Raw genomic sequence first — 16,132 nt, 5'->3', positions numbered from 1 at the left:
ATGCAAACCTTTTTATACCCGCCCGTCAGTCCGGGCGGTGGGATAATTATTTGGCGGCCGAAGATGAACCGTCGGCGTGCCACTTAAAGACACCAAACTCAAATCCCTTCAGATCGCCTTTCTCATCCCAGTTCAGCGGCCCAATCACGGTGTTCGCCCCGTGTGCTTTTAAATCTTTCACCAGATCCAGCGGTTCTTTGCTGCCGGAGCGTTCCAGCGCGGTGGCCAGAGACTGTACGGCGGCGTAGGTGATCCAGACGTACGGACCACTCGGATCTTTCTTCTGCGCCTTGAGCGCATCCACGATAGCCTTGTTGGCCGGATCCTGGTCATAGCGTTTTGGCATCGTCACCAGCATGCCTTCAGCAGAATCCCCGGCGATGTTTGACAGAGAGGCATTGCCCACGCCCTCTGGCCCCATAAACTGGGTCTTCAGACCGGTGGCGCGCGCCTGACGCAGCATCTGGCCCATCTCCGGGTAGTAGCCGCCGTAGTAAACAAAGTCGATATTCTCTTTTTGCAGGCGGGCGATCAGCGCGGAAAAGTCTTTCTCACCGGCGGTAATCCCGTCGAAAAAGACGATGTTTGCGCCGCCTTTTTTCAGGCCGTCCTGAACGGAGCGCGCCAGGCCTTCGCCGTACTGCTGCTTGTCATGAATAATGGCGATACGCTGCGGCTTGACGGTTTCAAGGATGTATTTGGCGGCGGTTGGCCCCTGAGAGGAGTCCAGCCCCGCGGTACGCATGATGTGCTGGTATCCGCGCTGGGTCAGCTCAGGGTTAGTGGCGCCAGGGGTGATCATCAGAATGCCTTCGTCTTCGTAGATATCAGAAGCGGGCTGGGTGGACGACGAGCACAGGTGGCCGATCACATACTGGATGCCGTCGTTAACGATTTTGTTGGCGACCGCGACGGCCTGTTTCGGATCGCAGGCGTCGTCATATTCTACGCCCACCAGCTTGTCGCCTTTGATGCCGCCCTTAGCGTTGATGTCTTTGATGGCCTGGCGCGCACCGTTGAACTCCATATCACCCCACTGGGCAACAGGGCCGGACATCGCGCCCACTACCGCAACTTTAATGTCCTCCGCCATGGCGGCATGCGAGATCGACAGTGCGACCATCCCCGCGATTAACGTCTTCGCGTTCCTTTTCATCTCTGAATCCCCATTCGTGATGTCGTGTTTATATTTTGTTTTATTATGGTTAAAAAGCATTCTGTACTTTTAATGAACAACGCTATTTTTACCAGTGCCTTTAATGGTTTAGCGCAGGTTTTTGTCAAAAACCAGACTAAAATCTCTATTTTTCAGGCGATTAAGCAAAGATAATATTCTGAAATCAGGCAGAGATAAACAAATAAAAGTGCAGTTTGCAGCATAAAATAACGGTACAAAGCGCCGAATAAATCACTACCATTCAGGTTAAAATTCTGCTTATTTTTCGATCCATGTGTTTTCAAACTGCCCATCGCGTTGCCAAAAAACTAATCACCTGGTTAATGAGAATAAAAAGAGGAAGCCGCTGAGTGAATAAATTGAGTACACTGCCTCTACTCAATTTGATTTGGACAAGTAGCTAATGAAACTGACTATCGTGCGTCTGGTGACCTTTAGCGACCAGGATCATATCGACCTGGGCAAGATCTGGCCGGAATATTCCCCTTCGTCGCTGCGCGTTGATGAGACCCACCGCATTTATGCCGCGCGTTTTAACGAGCGCCTGCTGGCTGCGGTTCGCGTCACCCTGAGCGGTACAGAAGGAGCGCTGGACTCACTGCGCGTTCGTGACGTCACCCGTCGTCGCGGCGTGGGACAGTATTTAATTGAAGAAGTGATCCGCGAAAACCCAAGCGTGACCTCATGGTGGATGGCTGACGTCGGCGTGGAAGACCGTGGCGTGATGGCGGCGTTTATGCAGGCGTTAGGCTTTACGGCGCAGGAGAGCGGTTGGGAGAAGCGTTTGGGGTGAATTGTGCGGGGTGATGCGTGCGGTGCGGCCTGAAGCCCTCACCCAGGCCCTCTCCCACGGGGAGAGGGTGCAAACACTAAAATGGCAACCTTACGGTTGCCATTTGCGTTTATTTGGCGTCAGTAGCAGTCCCGTTAGCATGCCAGTCAAACACGCCGAACTCGAAGCCCTTCAGGTCGCCCTTCTCGTCCCAGGAGAGTGGCCCCATAACGGTCTGAACCGTATTCGCTTTCAGCCAGGTGGCAATTTCAGCCGGATCGGCTGACTGGTTCAGACCTGCCTGCAGAGACTGCAGCGCCGCGTAGGTGGTCCAGACGAACGCGCCGCTTGGATCCTGTTTCTTCGCCTTGATGGCATCTACGATAGGTTTGTTCGCAGGGACCTGGTCGTAGTTCTTCGGTTTGGTCACCAGCAGACCTTCGGCTGATTCACCCGCAATGTTAGACAGAGAAACGTTCGCCACGCCTTCCGGGCCCATAAACTGGGTTTTCAGGCCCGCAGCGCGCGCCTGACGCAGGATCTGGCCCATTTCCGGGTGGTAGCCGCCGTAGTAAACAAAGTCGATATTCTCTTTCTTCAGACGCGCAACCAGGGTGGAGAAGTCTTTCTCACCGGCGGTGATCCCGTCGAAGAACACCACGTCGGCATTGGCTTTCTTGAGGTTGTCCTGCACTGAACGCGCCAGACCTTCACCGTACTGCTGCTTGTCATGAACGATAGCAATGCGCTTCGGCTTCACTTTTTCAACGATGTATTTCGCCGCGGTTGGGCCCTGGTCTGAGTCCAGGCCGGTGGTGCGCAGGGTCAGCTTGTAGCCACGCGCAGTCAGCTCCGGTGCGGTCGCTGCCGGGGTGATCATCAGAATACCTTCGTCTTCGTAGATGTCAGACGCGGGCTGAGTAGAGGAAGAGCACAGGTGACCGATAACGTATTTGATCCCGTCGTTCACCACTTTGTTCGCGACCGCGACCGCTTGTTTCGGGTCACAGGCATCATCATATTTTACGATCTGCAGTTTTTCGCCTTTGATACCGCCCTTAGCATTAATGTCTGCAACCGCCTGTTCAGCGCCGGTAAATTCCTGGTCGCCGTACTGTGCTACCGGACCGGACATCGCGCCAACCACAGCCACCTTGATGTCTGCCTGTGCCATGGTGCTGAATGCCAACGCGATACATCCTGCCAGTAACGCTTTACCCTTCATGTTCATCCTGAGATTCCCCATTATTATGGTTATTACGATTGTTGTGATGTTGTTGTGCAGCGCTTTATGTCAGTTATAGGTGTGCTGTCCGCGCTTTTTCAGCATACTCTGCTAAAACATACCCGATTTTTATGATTTTGGAATAGCTAATTTGAAATGAATATATGATAAGCCCGGCAGGATTTACCGCCGGGCATGTGGCTTTAACGTGTCAGCGACGCGGAGATAATGTCCAGCGCTTTACGGAACTGCGCTTCAGGGATAGTCAGCGGATAGAGGAAACGAATGACGTTGCCGTAGACGCCGCAGCTCAGCAGAAGCAGCCCTTGGTTCAACGCACGTTCCTGCACCTGGCGGGTAAATTCCGGCGAAGGCTGGCCCGTTTGCGGGTCGTTAAACTCTACCGCCACCATCGAGCCCTGCCCGCGAATGTCAGCGATATACGGGCAGTGTTCCTTGGCTTTGTTGAGCACTTCCACCAGGTGATGGCCGAGATGCGCCGAGCGCGTGCAGAGATCTTCCTCGTCAATCACGTCCAGCACCGCGTGCGCTGCGGCAATCGCCAGCGGATTACCCGCGTAGGTGCCGCCCAGCCCGCCCGGCGCAGGCGCGTCCATCACGTCGGCACGGCCCGATACCGCCGAGAGCGGCATCCCGCCCGCCAGGCTTTTTGCCATGGTGATCAGGTCCGGCTTCACGCAGTGGTGTTCCATCGAGAAAAGCTTGCCGGTGCGGGCGAAGCCGCTTTGCACCTCGTCGGCAATCAGCAAAATACCGTGGGTATCGCACAGGGCGCGAAGAGCCTGCATAAAATCAGCAGGCGCAATGTTGAAGCCTCCCTCCCCCTGAACCGGTTCGAGAATAATCGCCGCGACCTGGTCAGGAGCAATATCCGCTTTAAAGATACGTTCCAGGCTTTTCAACGCCTCAGCGGTGCTGACGCCGTGCAGTTCATTCGGATACTGCGCGTGATAAACCGAGCCGGGGAAGGGTCCGAAGCCGAGCTTGTACGGCGCAACTTTGCCGGTCAGCGCCATGGTCATAAAGGTGCGGCCGTGGAACGCGCCGCCGAAGGTGATAAGGCCAGGACGTTTGGTATAGGCGCGCGCAATTTTGACCGCGTTTTCGACCGCCTCAGCCCCCGTCGAGAAGAACGCCGTTTTGGCAGGACCTTCTACGGGCACGCGTGCGTTGATACGCTCGGCAAGCGCCACGTAGCCTTCGTACGGCACAATCTGGTAGGCCGTGTGGGTAAACGCGTGGAGTTGTTTTTCGATGGCGGAAATGACTTTGGGATGGCGATGGCCGGTATTCAGCACCGCGATCCCAGCGGCGAAGTCGATATACTCATTTCCTTCCACGTCCCACACCGTGGCGTTTTCGGCTTTATCGGCATAGAAGTTACACATCACGCCGATGCCGCGCGGCGTCGCCTGTAAACGCCGGTCGTTCAGTTCGTTATTTTTCACCCTGTCCCCCTGAGAAAGTCGCCTGCTTAGCGCATCAGTAAGTGTTTGCCAGGGGGAGGAAATTAGCCAGAGCGGGCGCTAAAAAAACAAAACCCCCGAATTTGCATTCGAGGGTTCTCGGTGTACTTCGCGAAAATTACGCTTCGATAGCGGCGCGAAGTTTTTTCATGGCGTTCTTTTCAAGCTGACGCACACGTTCTGCAGAGACGCCGTAGCGGTCGGCCAGCTCCTGCAGCGTGGACTTGTTGTCTTCGTCCAGCCAGCGGGCGCGGATAATATCCTGGCTACGTTCGTCGAGGCCTTCCATCGCATGGGTCAGCTTGTTCGCGGCCTGATCTTCCCAGTTGTCCTCTTCGATGCCGTCAGCAAAATTAGAGGTTTTATCCTGCAGATACAGAACCGGCGCCATTGGCTGGCTGTCGGAGGCGTCATCGTCGGAGGACATATCAAAGGTCATGTCCTGCGCGGCCATACGGGATTCCATCTCACGCACGTCTTTGCTGGATACGCCCAGCTCGCGCGCCACCATTTCCACTTCGTCCTGATTGAACCAGCCCAGACGCTGCTTGGTTTTACGCAGGTTGAAGAACAGTTTACGTTGCGCTTTTGTCGTGGCGACTTTCACGATACGCCAGTTGCGCAGCACGTATTCATGAATTTCTGCCTTGATCCAGTGTACGGCGAAGGAGACGAGTCGCACACCCACTTCCGGGTTAAAGCGACGCACAGCCTTCATCAGGCCGATGTTACCTTCCTGAATCAAGTCCGCCTGCGGCAGGCCATAGCCCGCATAATTACGAGCAATGTGAACAACAAAGCGCAGGTGAGACAGGATCAGCTTTTTCGCTGCTTCCAGATCGCCCTGGTAATGCAGCTTTTCAGCAAGCTCCTTTTCTTCCTCGGCCGTTAACATCGGCCAGGTGTTCGCAGCCCGGATATAAGATTCCAGGTTACCAACAGGGGCTAAAGCTAAAGTTTGCATTTCTTTGGTCATTCATTCCTCTCAGTATTTCTTCTGGTCCAGGCTGTCCCCGTCAGGCAACAACCATGCCAAAGCGTTTGAGCAACGAGATTAGCATTCACTCTTTTATCAGACAGTGATTTTATCCACAAGTTCCAAGTGCAACGGTGAATAAATTACGCACAAAATGTGACATGGAGATGATAACAGGGGAAGAGACAACAGGGACGCTTTCCCTGCAGAGCGAACATCTCGGTGCAGGGAAAGATTATATCACGCTTTTATTAGTCGGGAGTAAAGTGACGTAAATGTTGAACGGTTGCCAGCCACGCTGCCACCCACCCAATCATCGAACACACCAGCAGCAGTAACAGGCACTCATCGAACCCTAAGCCACTGATATCAAACTTCGTTCCGAAAACCTGCGCCACTTCAGTCACGGCAGAGGAAAGCCGCATCACCAAAATTTCTGACAATATCAGTGAAAGAAATGCGCCGGAAAAACCGAGCAGTGCGCCACCGTAAAGGAACGGTCGGAGGATGAAGCCATCCGTCGCACCAATCAGTTTCTGCACGTTGATGGTATCGCGACGGGCAAAGATGCTCAGGCGCACGCTGTTGCCGATGACGAGGAAGACCGCCGCCACCATCAGCACGCCAATCATCGCCGCGACGCGGCCTACCAGCCCGGTGAGAGCAGAAAGGCGCGCAAACCAGCTGTCATCCATGCGCACTTCATCAATGCCCTTAATGCGCGTGATGCGATCGCGCAGGGTGTTAAGCGACTCGGTCCCCTGGAAATCCAGCTTCGGGATCACCACCGCCACGGCGGGCAGCGGGTTCTCTTCAAGCATATCCAGCGCGCCGCCAAAGCCAGACCAGTTACGGAACTCGCCCAGCGCGTCTTCACGTGAGAGATAGTTGACCTTCTCCACGCCCTGCTCGGCCTGAATTTGCCCAACCACCTGGGCCGCCGCGTTATCGTCGAGCGCTTTATCCAGATAGACCGTGATCTGCGGGGACGGATAATACTGTGAGGCCGCCTGGTTGACGTTTTTATAGACCATATAGCAGACGCTTGGAAGCGTCAGAGAAATGGCAATCACCATCACCGTCAGGAACGTCGCCAGCGGTTTGCTTTTCAGGTCCTGCAGCGCGCCGTGGAACGCGTAGCGCACCTGCTCGTTAAACACGTTGGTTTTACGGGAGGCCGGTTTTGGCGCGGCCTTCTGGCGCTTCGGCGCATTACGATTGCCGTCACCCCCGCCCTGCGGCTTACGGAAACGGTCAAACCGGTTCCCGAACTGCCGAATCTGGTTTATTGCATCACGCTTATTCACCGTGGCCTCCGTGCAAATGACCGTCGCTCAGGGTCAGCATGCGGTACGAACGACGGGAAATCAGCCCGATGTCGTGCGTCGCCATCAATACGGTGACCCCTACGCGGTTAAATTCCTCAAACAGACGCAAAATCCCTTCTGACAGAGCATCGTCCAGGTTACCGGTCGGTTCATCCGCCAGCAGCACCGCAGGCTTGTTCACCACCGCGCGGGCGATACCCACACGCTGCTGTTCACCGCCGGAGAGCTGGATCGGGAAGTTCTTCGCTTTGTCCAGTAGCCCGACCTTATCCAGCGCCGCAGAGACGCGGCGGCGGATATCGTCATAGCTGGCGCCGGCAATAATCAGCGGAATGGCCACGTTATCGAAAACGGTGCGATCCATCAGCAGGTGGTGATCCTGGAAAATCATACCGATCTGGCGACGCAGGAACGGCACCTCACGGTTTTTCAGGCGGCTGATCTCATGGCCGCTGAAAAAGATCTTCCCGGCGCTTGGCCGCTCGATCCCACAGATAAGCTTGAGCAGGGTACTTTTCCCCGCGCCGGAATGGCCGGTCAGGAATGCCATCTCGCCCGGCTGCAGGTGGAATGTGACCCCCTGCAGCGCTTGTCTCCCACCGAGATAGGCCTTGCTGACGTGTTCAAAGCGAATCATTGTTAGTCCTCTCGGGCAAATAATGCCTCAATAAAGTCGTCCGCCTTAAACGGACGTAAATCCTCAATACGCTCGCCCACACCGATATAACGGATAGGAATGCCGAACTGGTCAGCCACGGAGAAAATCACCCCGCCTTTCGCGGTGCCGTCCAGTTTGGTCAGCGTGATCCCCGTCAGTCCTACCGCTTCATGGAACAGTTTTGCCTGGCTGATGGCGTTCTGTCCGGTGCTGGCATCAATGGTCAGCATAATTTCATGCGGTGCGTCTTCGTCCAGCTTCTTCATGACGCGAACGATTTTCTTCAATTCTTCCATCAGGTGCGATTTGTTCTGCAAACGCCCTGCGGTATCGGCAATCAGCACGTCCACGTTGCGCGCCTTCGCCGCCTGGATGGCGTCAAAGATCACGGACGCGGAATCCGCGCCGGTATGCTGGGCAATCACCGGAATGTTGTTGCGCTGGCCCCACACCTGCAGCTGCTCAACCGCCGCTGCACGGAAGGTATCGCCCGCCGCCAGCATCACCGATTTGCCCTGCTGCTCGAACTGGCGCGCCAGCTTGCCGATGGTGGTGGTTTTACCCACGCCGTTCACGCCGACCATCAGAATAACAAATGGCGTTTTGCCTTCAATATTAAGCGGTTCGTCAACTTTTGCGAGAATTTCACCCATCTCGTCTTTCAGCAGACCGTACAGCGCTTCGGCGTCGCGCAGCTGTTTGCGGCTCGCCCCTTCGGTCAGATTGGCGATGATCTTACGGGTAGTTTCTACCCCAACGTCAGCAATCAGCAGCTGTTCTTCCAGCTCTTCAAACAGATCGTCGTCGATCTTTTTGCCGCGGAACAGACTGATAAATCCGGAACCTAAGTTTTCTTTAGTTTTAAGCAGGCTGCGCTTCAGGCGCGCGAAGAAACCTTCTTTGGTCGGTTTTTCCTGCTCCTGAACGATCTCGTCTTCGGCCTGCTCTTCTACCGGCACAACGATGACCGCTTCTTCAGCTGCCTCCGCCGCCAGCGCCTGGGCTTCCAGCTCTTCGTCGGTCAGCTCTGGCTCAAGCGTCGCTTCTTCTTCCACCGCCTCAACGATTTCAACGGTTTCCGCTTCGGCCTGCCACTCTTCGGCAGACACCGCTTCGTCTTTGACCTCTTCCGGCAGCGGAAGCTCTTCGTGTTCGATAGCGGCCTGTGGCGCTTCGGTAACGGCTTCGACGACAACCGGTTCTGGCTTCTCGCTCTCCTGAACCTGTTCAGTGATCTCAACCACCTCTTCAGCAAAGGTTTCAATCTCTTCTTTGCTGTGCGCCGTTTCTTCCGCTTCGACAACCGCGGCGGTTTCTACAGGCGTTTCAGGCTGTGACTGCTCTTCAACGGCTTGTTGCTCTTCGGTTTTCTGTTCTGTTTCTTGCTCTTTTTCACCGAAGCCCAGCCAGGAAAAGAAGCCACGTTTTTTTTGTTTTGCCATCTGCGACTACACTCCTCGCGGCGCTATATACATGGAAGCTAAAAAAATGATGAAATAGTCTAACACTTTACTTAATTGACATCACCGCCCGCAATCGCAGGCCAATTGTTAACAGAGCTTTCCTGAGATGAAGAAACCCAACCGCGCCCCGGCCGGTCAAATTCGTATTATCGGCGGTCAGTGGCGAGGCCGGAAATTACCGGTGCCGGACAGCCCCGGTTTACGCCCAACTACCGACCGCGTGCGCGAGACGCTGTTTAACTGGCTGGCTCCGTCTATGGTAGACGCCCACTGCCTGGACTGCTTCGCCGGAAGCGGCGCCCTCGGGCTGGAAGCGCTGTCGCGCTATGCCGCCAGCGCCACGCTGCTGGAGATGGAGCGCGGCGTTGCGCAGACGCTGCAGCAAAATCTGGCGACGCTGAAGGCGAGCAACGCCAAAGTGGTGAACACCAACACGCTGAGCTTCCTCGCGCAAAAGGGCACGCCGCATAACGTGGTGTTTGTCGACCCGCCGTTCCGCAAGGGGCTGCTTGAAGAGACGTTATCCCTGCTGGAGCAAAACGGCTGGCTGGCGGATGACGCGCTAATTTATGTTGAAAGCGAAGTGGAAAACGGTTTACCGCCGGTTCCCGCCCACTGGGATCTGCACCGTGAAAAAGTGGCAGGTCAGGTTGCTTATCGTCTTTATCACCGTCAGGCACAAGGAGGATCCGATGCCGGTACTGATTAACCTGGGACGCTTGCTGATGCTGGGCGTCTGGGCGTTCTTGATTCTGAATCTGGTGCACCCGTTCCCGCGCCCGATGAACATTTTCGTTAACGTGGCGCTGATTTTCACGTCGTTTATGCACGCCCTTCAGATGGTGATGCTGAAAAACGGCCTGCCGAAAGACGGCCCGCAGATGACGGGCTGGCAGCAGCTGCGCGTCTTTATTTTCGGCGTGTTTGAGCTGCTGGTGTGGATGAAGAAGTTTAAGGCGCAGGTGAAGAAGTAAGGTGCGGCCTGATGCCCTCACCCTAACCCTCTCCCACAGGGAGAGGGAAACGATCGCGCATTACTCAGCCCTAAAATCTTCAAACCTCGACCCTTTGTAACTCAGCGTTCCTTTCTCTCCCACCGTCAGCTGGTGGTACTGTTGCGCCTCCAGGCGGAAGGTCATCTCAAGGCCGCCCGTTTCCGGCTTAAAGCTCGCTTCATAGCGCATGCTGGTTCCTGCAGGCGTCACCTGCTGCTGGCGCGAGCGGCGGTCATTGAGCGGTTTTTCGCGTTTGTTCGTCACCACCACGCGCTTTTGCATCAGCGGTGCGGCATCGTTATCCGCCTTCTCGCGGCGCTGCTGCACGAAACGAAACGAGGCGGCAATGACGATAATCGCCACCACGATAATGAAAAAAAGCGGCATCTTGCTCATTGAAAAATCCCATCAGATTATGCGGAATTCAGGATACCTTGCCTTCCCCACCATTGCCAAACGCCCGCCCGCGTCACTACACTGGATCAGAAACTGATTATTCAGGCTTAACAGATACAGGGAGTTAATATGCTTTGGTCATTTATCGCTGTCTGTTTTTCCGCATGGCTTTATGTCGATGCGTCGTACCGTGGTCCCACCTGGCAGCGCTGGTTGTTTAAACCGGTCACGCTGTTGCTCCTGCTGCTGCTGGCCTGGCAAGCGCCAATGTTTAACGCCGTCAGCTATCTGGTGCTCGCCGGGCTGTGCGCCTCTCTGATTGGCGATGCCCTGACCCTGCTGCCGCGCCAGCGCCTGCTTTATGCCGTAGGGGCATTTTTCCTGTCGCATCTGCTGTATACCATCTACTTCGCCAGCCAGATGACGCTCTCTTTCTTCTGGCCGCTGCCGCTGGTCCTGCTGGTGATTGGCGCCCTGCTAATCGCGGTGATCTGGTCGCGTCTGGAAGAGATGCGTTTGCCGGTTTGTACGTTTATCGCCATGACGCTGGTAATGGTATGGCTGGCAGGTGAACTGTGGTTCTTTCGTCCGACCGCTCCGGCGATGTCAGCGTTCTTCGGCGCCGCACTGCTGCTGATCGGGAACGTCGTCTGGCTGGGCAGCCACTATCGCCGCCGCTTCCGGGCGGATAACGCGATTGCCGCCGCCTGTTACTTTGCCGGGCATTTCCTTATTGTGCGTTCGCTGTATATCTAAATAGCGCTTGACTCTGGAGTCGACTCCAGAGTGTATGCTGCGGTTAATGAGAAAATTATCATTGCCGGAGACTGCCATGTCGACTCCAGAAATACCTAAAAAAGTTCCTCAATTCTCGGCACTTAAGCTCAGCCCGGTTCCGTCGAAAGACGACTGCTGCTGCGAAGGCGCCTGCGAAACGCAAACTCAACCCCTTCCTGAAAGCGGCAACCGCTACAGCTGGGTCGTCAACGGCATGGACTGCGCCGCCTGCGCGCGCAAAGTGGAAAACGCCGTCAAACAGGTGCCGGGCGTGAGTCACGTTCAGGTGCTGTTCGCCACCGAAAAGCTGCTGGTTAGCGCCGATAACGACGTCAGCAAGCAGGTTGAAGCCGCCGTCAGCAAGGCGGGTTATACCCTGCGCAGCGAAACGGCGCCCGTTGAAAAAGTCTCCTCCCTGAAAGAAAACCTGCCGCTCATTACCCTCATCATCATGATGTCCCTGAGCTGGGGTCTGGAGCAGATTAACCACCCGTTCGGCAATCTGGCGTTTATCGCCACCACCCTGGTCGGTCTGTTCCCGATTGCCCGTCAGGCGCTGCGCCTGATGAAAAGCGGCAGCTGGTTTGCCATCGAAACGCTGATGAGCGTGGCGGCCATCGGCGCGCTGTTCATTGGCGCGACGGCAGAAGCGGCGATGGTGCTGCTGCTGTTCTTAATCGGCGAACGTCTTGAGGGCTGGGCGGCGAGCCGGGCGCGTAAAGGGGTCAGCGCGCTGATGGCGCTGAAGCCGGAAACCGCCATTCGCGTGGTAAACGGTACGCGTGAAACGGTCGCCATCACTACGCTGCGTCCGGGCGACGTGATAGAAGTCGCGGCAGGCGGACGCCTGCCTGCAGACGGCGCGCTGCTTACCGCCACCGCAAGCTTTGATGAAAGCGCCCTGACCGGCGAGTCCATTCCGGTTGAACGTGAGGCGGGTGAAAAAGTGCCTGCAGGCGCCACCAGCGTCGACCGTCTGGCACAGCTCACCGTGCTTTCCGAGCCAGGCGACAGCGCCATCGACCGTATCCTGAAGCTGATTGAAGAGGCTGAGGAGCGCCGCGCGCCGGTCGAACGCTTTATCGACCGCTTCAGCCGGATCTACACGCCCGCCATTATGCTGGTGGCCCTGCTGGTTACCGTCGTCCCACCGCTGTTCTTTGGCGCGCCGTGGGAGGGCTGGATTTATAAAGGGCTGACGCTGCTTCTGATCGGCTGCCCGTGCGCGCTGGTGATTTCCACCCCGGCGGCGATTACGTCCGGGCTGGCGGCTGCGGCGCGTCGCGGGGCGCTGATTAAGGGCGGCGCGGCGCTGGAGCAGCTCAGCCAGGTCCAGCATATCGCCTTTGATAAAACCGGTACGCTGACCGTGGGCAAGCCGCAGGTGACCGGCGTGTATCCGCAGGATATCAGTGAGGATGAACTGCTGACCCTGGCCGCCGCCGTTGAACAGGGCTCCACCCATCCGCTGGCGCAGGCGATTGTGCGTGAAGCGCAGTCGCGCGGACTAAACATACCTCCGGCAACCGCCCAGCGGGCGCTGGTAGGGTCAGGGATTGAGGCCACCGTTGACGGTAAAAAGGTGCTGATTGTCGCGGCGGGTAAGTCTTCTACTCCAGAGGTGGAGACGTTAGAACAGACCGGACAGACTGTCGTGACCGTCATGCAGGACGGCACCGCAAAAGGGATGCTGGCGCTACGCGACACCCTGCGCGATGACGCAAAAGAGGCCGTGGCGGCGCTGCGTCAGCTGGGCGTGAAGGGCGTGATTCTCACCGGTGATAACCCTCGCGCGGCGGCAGCGATTGCCGGTGAGCTGGGGCTGGCGTTTAAAGCCGGATTGCTGCCTGCGGATAAGGTCAGCGCGGTGACGGAACTGAACGCTCAGGCTCCGCTGGCGATGGTCGGTGACGGGATTAACGATGCCCCGGCGATGAAAGCGTCCACCATTGGTATTGCGATGGGTAGCGGTACTGACGTGGCGCTGGAGACCGCCGACGCGGCGCTGACCCACAACCGCCTGACCGGGCTGGCCCAGATGATCGATCTTGCGCGCGCGACGCGGGCCAATATTCGTCAGAACATCGGCATCGCGCTCGGGCTGAAGGGGATTTTCCTGGTGACGACCCTGCTCGGCATGACCGGACTGTGGCTGGCGGTGCTGGCGGATACCGGGGCAACGGTGCTGGTGACGGCGAACGCGCTTCGGCTGCTGCGTCGCCGGTAAAAAAACGCCCGGTGGCGCTAACGCTTACCGGGCCTATATGTCCTGCCAGATCGTGGATCGGGTAAGACGAAGCCGCCACCCGACTTTTTTATAAGAAATAGCTCATCGCCAGGCCTAAAAACAGCACCAGACCGACGTAGTTATTGTTCATAAACGCCTTGAAGCAGGCGTCACGTTCACGCTTCGCAATCAGCTTCTGCTGATAAGCAAACAGCAGCCCCGCCACCAGCACTGACCAGTAAAACTCCCAGTTCAGCCCGTTCAGGCGGCCAATCGCCACCATCAGCGCCAATACCGCGACCTGCAGGATACCGATTATCAGCTTGTCGTGACGACCAAAGAGGATGGCGGTGGATTTGATGCCGATTTTCAGGTCATCGTCGCGGTCTACCATTGCATATTGCGTGTCGTAAGCCACCGCCCAGAGAATGTTCGCCAGGAACATCAGCCAGCAGCTGAGCGGTAAGGACTCACTAACCGCCGCAAACGCCATCGGAATCGACCAGCCAAACGCCGCGCCCAGCACCACCTGAGGCAGGTGGGTATAGCGCTTCATAAACGGATAAACCCAGGCCAGGGCCAGCGCCGCAACGGAAAGCAAAATGGTCATGGTGTTCAGGGTTAACACCAGCAGGAAAGAGAGCAGCACCAGAACAATAAACAGCACGCGGGCTTCTTTCCCGGTGACCTGCCCGCTGGGTAACGGACGACCGGCAGTACGCTTAACATGACCGTCGAATTTACGATCGGCATAGTCATTCACCACGCAGCCCGCCGCGCGCATCAGCCAGACGCCGGCAACGAACACGCCCAGGATCCACAGCGGCGGCACGCCCGGCGTGGCAAGCCACAGCGCCCAGAGGGTCGGCCACAGCAGCAGCAACGCGCCAATGGGTTTATCGGTACGCATTAAGCGGTGATACGCCAACAGCTTATTCTGCGTCAGGCTCCACTCCATTTTTTCTTCCTCTTAGTACAACGGTGATGCCGGTAAAAAAAGCTCCGTCAGTATTAACGGTTTACCGCTCAGGCGAAGGCGGGAACGACGCCCCCACAGTTCAGCATCACGACCAATCTCAATAAAATCACGGGTAAGCTCAGACGAGGTGAAAAGGTAACGCCCCAGAGGCGTTTTCCCCAGACGTTGCAGCGCCAGCTCTGGCCCGGAAAGGGTGGACTCGGGCACTACCGTCCGTCCGGCAAGCCACGGTTCGCCATCGGCACAGAGCAAAATTTCGCGCAGCCAGTAACGTGGCTCGTGCGGCAGCAGCGGCAGCTCGTTGGCGATCTCATCGCCAGAGACAAACCCTTCCTGAATCAGGGTCACCGTGACCGTTTTACCCTGCTGCTCAAAACGTTTCGTCATGGAATCTTCCAGCAGCAACCAGTCCAGCTGCTGCGGATCAAGCGCAGGTATTTGGTCGAAATAGCGCAGCGCACGCAGTTGCGTTAGCGCAGGGTGTGACATGCCAGACTCTCCGATACATAACGTAATGGCATTGTATCGCAGAAACACGGATTGAGGGGGGCCAAACGTTATTTAACGATCACGATCGCAACATGGGCGCAACAGCCTGGCCGATACGAAAAAAAGTGCGCCCACTCAGGCGCACCAAACTACTAACAAATCAGCACTGTGGGGAAACGGTTACCCCTTGCCTTTTACACTGCTGATAAAGGTGGAACGGGCAGTGGTTGAACCTAAACGTTCGGCTTCATCAAGCAGCTTCAGCGCTTTATCGACATCGCCGCGCTTCACCGCCTGCTTAATGGCGTTGTTGAAGTACTCTTCGGTGTCGTTCAGTACCGGCTCGGCTTTCTTCGCCGGGGCAGGCGCTGCAGTCGCTACCGGTGCGGCTGCCGTGGCAGCGGGTGCGGTATAGGCAGGTGCTGGTGCCGCAGTGTTGCCAACGGTGACAGCAGCAGGGCCAGAGGATCCGAATAACGGACCGACCAGAATACTGGAGCTGGTGTTTGTTTGAACTTTGAGTTTTAGCGTACCGTTCGTCACGTGGCGTGCGACTGGATCAGGAATATCAGGAATAGCGTTACCCGCCCCCTGAGCATAGGATTTTGCCGGATCAATCATTTTGGTGGTGCGCTGCAGATCTTCGGGCGTAGTAAACGCGAGGATATAAATCTTTTGCTGGCCTAAAGCGGGTGTCAGTTTCAGGATGCCCTCAAGGCGGTCAGCCGACATGACGCCGGGTTTCTGATAGGTAAAATAACTGCTTGGGAAAAAAGCTGAAGGCGACATGTTTTGATCAAGCACTAACACGTTTGGTGCAAATACAGAGGGTGTTTTGTCGGCTTCACTGACAAGCGTTAACGTTAACTCACCCACATTTGCAGGGACACTCCATGCAGCAACCGGTCCTGAAATTCCCGGTACATTCAGGGTCTGTCCTGTATTCCCCAACTCGATGGTCTGGGTTTGTGCCACATTCACGGGCACCCAGTTCAGACTTTGCAGTGTGGCAGAGGGGATCGCAGGCGCAGCAGTCGTGTTCTGCGGAACGATATTGACATCAGCCAAGCTCACTGCTGGTAATGCAGCAAACATGCCCGCCGTCAGACAGAGTGCTAAGAGACTTTTTTTCATCGTTATGACCTCATTATTCGAAAGCATGGTAGCCAGGCAATAGCGCATA

The 16,132-nt window shown here is 56.4% G+C and carries 16 protein-coding genes; 5 read left to right on the top strand and 11 right to left on the bottom strand.

All coding sequences use genetic code 11. The annotated features are described in order from the left end of the window. Positions 1–46: 46 nt before the first annotated feature. Positions 47–1,156: a high-affinity branched-chain amino acid ABC transporter substrate-binding protein LivK gene (gene livK, locus UR504_RS18315; protein WP_047653117.1), complete on the bottom strand. Its 1,110-nt coding sequence runs from the start codon at positions 1,154–1,156 to the stop codon at positions 47–49. A 424-nt stretch (positions 1,157–1,580) separates the two neighbouring features. Here livK and panM point away from each other — a divergent pair, with 424 nt between their 5' ends. Next, positions 1,581–1,970, top strand: a complete 390-nt coding sequence (gene panM / locus UR504_RS18310; protein WP_024906695.1) for an aspartate 1-decarboxylase autocleavage activator PanM — start codon at positions 1,581–1,583, stop codon at positions 1,968–1,970. A 109-nt stretch (positions 1,971–2,079) separates the two neighbouring features. On the opposite strand, the gene livJ is transcribed toward panM, so the two are convergent. From livJ to ftsY, 6 genes are all read right to left on the bottom strand, one after another. After that, positions 2,080–3,180 (bottom strand): branched chain amino acid ABC transporter substrate-binding protein LivJ, encoded by a 1,101-nt coding sequence (gene livJ, locus UR504_RS18305; RefSeq protein ID WP_143344528.1) that lies wholly within the window; start codon positions 3,178–3,180, stop codon positions 2,080–2,082. 197 nt (positions 3,181–3,377) lie between these two features. After that, entirely contained in the window at positions 3,378–4,643 is a 1,266-nt protein-coding gene (locus tag UR504_RS18300; protein ID WP_302237989.1) for a 4-aminobutyrate--2-oxoglutarate transaminase, read from the bottom strand. 136 nt (positions 4,644–4,779) lie between these two features. Continuing rightward, positions 4,780–5,637, bottom strand: a complete 858-nt coding sequence (gene rpoH / locus UR504_RS18295; RefSeq protein WP_028015143.1) for an RNA polymerase sigma factor RpoH — start codon at positions 5,635–5,637, stop codon at positions 4,780–4,782. Positions 5,638–5,888: 251 nt separating this feature from the next. Beyond that, positions 5,889–6,944, bottom strand: a complete 1,056-nt coding sequence (gene ftsX, locus UR504_RS18290; RefSeq protein ID WP_111965831.1) for a permease-like cell division protein FtsX — start codon at positions 6,942–6,944, stop codon at positions 5,889–5,891. Beyond that, entirely contained in the window at positions 6,937–7,602 is a 666-nt protein-coding gene (gene ftsE / locus UR504_RS18285; protein WP_045402529.1) for a cell division ATP-binding protein FtsE, read from the bottom strand. The genes ftsX and ftsE overlap by 8 nt, the downstream gene beginning before the upstream one ends. 2 nt (positions 7,603–7,604) lie before the next feature. Further along, complete coding sequence (gene ftsY / locus UR504_RS18280; protein ID WP_115876939.1) at positions 7,605–9,065, bottom strand: signal recognition particle-docking protein FtsY; 1,461 nt, start codon at positions 9,063–9,065, stop codon at positions 7,605–7,607. A 127-nt stretch (positions 9,066–9,192) separates the two neighbouring features. Between ftsY and rsmD the strand changes: the two genes are divergently transcribed. Together rsmD and UR504_RS18270 are read left to right on the top strand one after the other, a co-directional pair. Next, positions 9,193–9,795: a 16S rRNA (guanine(966)-N(2))-methyltransferase gene (gene rsmD / locus UR504_RS18275; protein WP_023310014.1), complete on the top strand. Its 603-nt coding sequence runs from the start codon at positions 9,193–9,195 to the stop codon at positions 9,793–9,795. After that, complete coding sequence (locus UR504_RS18270; RefSeq protein ID WP_010436509.1) at positions 9,779–10,060, top strand: DUF1145 family protein; 282 nt, start codon at positions 9,779–9,781, stop codon at positions 10,058–10,060. Before rsmD ends, UR504_RS18270 begins: the two co-directional genes overlap by 17 nt. A 60-nt stretch (positions 10,061–10,120) precedes the next feature. On the opposite strand, the gene UR504_RS18265 is transcribed toward UR504_RS18270, so the two are convergent. Continuing rightward, positions 10,121–10,477, bottom strand: coding sequence for a DUF2500 domain-containing protein (locus UR504_RS18265; RefSeq protein WP_115876941.1), 357 nt, complete (start codon positions 10,475–10,477; stop codon positions 10,121–10,123). 129 nt (positions 10,478–10,606) lie between these two features. On the opposite strand from UR504_RS18265, the gene UR504_RS18260 reads away from it, so the two are divergent. Then, complete coding sequence (locus UR504_RS18260; RefSeq protein WP_024906687.1) at positions 10,607–11,233, top strand: lysoplasmalogenase; 627 nt, start codon at positions 10,607–10,609, stop codon at positions 11,231–11,233. A 76-nt stretch (positions 11,234–11,309) separates the two neighbouring features. Beyond that, complete coding sequence (gene zntA / locus UR504_RS18255; RefSeq protein WP_302237998.1) at positions 11,310–13,481, top strand: Zn(II)/Cd(II)/Pb(II) translocating P-type ATPase ZntA; 2,172 nt, start codon at positions 11,310–11,312, stop codon at positions 13,479–13,481. 88 nt (positions 13,482–13,569) lie between these two features. On the opposite strand, the gene ubiA is transcribed toward zntA, so the two are convergent. The 3 genes from ubiA to malM form a co-directional block, all read right to left on the bottom strand. Further along, on the bottom strand, positions 13,570–14,439 hold the full coding sequence (ubiA, locus tag UR504_RS18250; RefSeq protein ID WP_111965826.1) for a 4-hydroxybenzoate octaprenyltransferase: 870 nt from the start codon (positions 14,437–14,439) through the stop codon (positions 13,570–13,572). Positions 14,440–14,451: 12 nt separating this feature from the next. Continuing rightward, on the bottom strand, positions 14,452–14,949 hold the full coding sequence (gene ubiC, locus UR504_RS18245) for a chorismate lyase (RefSeq protein ID WP_021242729.1): 498 nt from the start codon (positions 14,947–14,949) through the stop codon (positions 14,452–14,454). A 180-nt stretch (positions 14,950–15,129) separates the two neighbouring features. Next, complete coding sequence (malM, locus tag UR504_RS18240) at positions 15,130–16,089, bottom strand: maltose operon protein MalM (RefSeq protein WP_133295391.1); 960 nt, start codon at positions 16,087–16,089, stop codon at positions 15,130–15,132. Positions 16,090–16,132 lie beyond the last annotated feature (43 nt).

The organism is Enterobacter sp. 241F3, assembly GCF_034106785.1.
In the GTDB taxonomy this organism is placed as follows: domain Bacteria; phylum Pseudomonadota; class Gammaproteobacteria; order Enterobacterales; family Enterobacteriaceae; genus Enterobacter; species Enterobacter vonholyi.
Note: the sequence above shows the minus strand (reverse complement) of the source record. Positions and strands in the feature narration are given on the sequence as shown.

Coding starts and splice junctions, on each gene's coding strand:
- livK (WP_047653117.1), bottom strand. CDS start 1,156: ATGAAAAGGAACGCGAAGACGTTAATCGCGGGGATGGTCGCACTGTCG.
- panM (WP_024906695.1), top strand. CDS start 1,581: ATGAAACTGACTATCGTGCGTCTGGTGACCTTTAGCGACCAGGATCAT.
- livJ (WP_143344528.1), bottom strand. CDS start 3,180: ATGAACATGAAGGGTAAAGCGTTACTGGCAGGATGTATCGCGTTGGCA.
- rpoH (WP_028015143.1), bottom strand. CDS start 5,637: ATGACCAAAGAAATGCAAACTTTAGCTTTAGCCCCTGTTGGTAACCTG.
- ftsE (WP_045402529.1), bottom strand. CDS start 7,602: ATGATTCGCTTTGAACACGTCAGCAAGGCCTATCTCGGTGGGAGACAA.
- ftsY (WP_115876939.1), bottom strand. CDS start 9,065: ATGGCAAAACAAAAAAAACGTGGCTTCTTTTCCTGGCTGGGCTTCGGT.
- rsmD (WP_023310014.1), top strand. CDS start 9,193: ATGAAGAAACCCAACCGCGCCCCGGCCGGTCAAATTCGTATTATCGGC.
- UR504_RS18270 (WP_010436509.1), top strand. CDS start 9,779: ATGCCGGTACTGATTAACCTGGGACGCTTGCTGATGCTGGGCGTCTGG.
- UR504_RS18265 (WP_115876941.1), bottom strand. CDS start 10,477: ATGAGCAAGATGCCGCTTTTTTTCATTATCGTGGTGGCGATTATCGTC.
- UR504_RS18260 (WP_024906687.1), top strand. CDS start 10,607: ATGCTTTGGTCATTTATCGCTGTCTGTTTTTCCGCATGGCTTTATGTC.
- zntA (WP_302237998.1), top strand. CDS start 11,310: ATGTCGACTCCAGAAATACCTAAAAAAGTTCCTCAATTCTCGGCACTT.
- ubiA (WP_111965826.1), bottom strand. CDS start 14,439: ATGGAGTGGAGCCTGACGCAGAATAAGCTGTTGGCGTATCACCGCTTA.
- ubiC (WP_021242729.1), bottom strand. CDS start 14,949: ATGTCACACCCTGCGCTAACGCAACTGCGTGCGCTGCGCTATTTCGAC.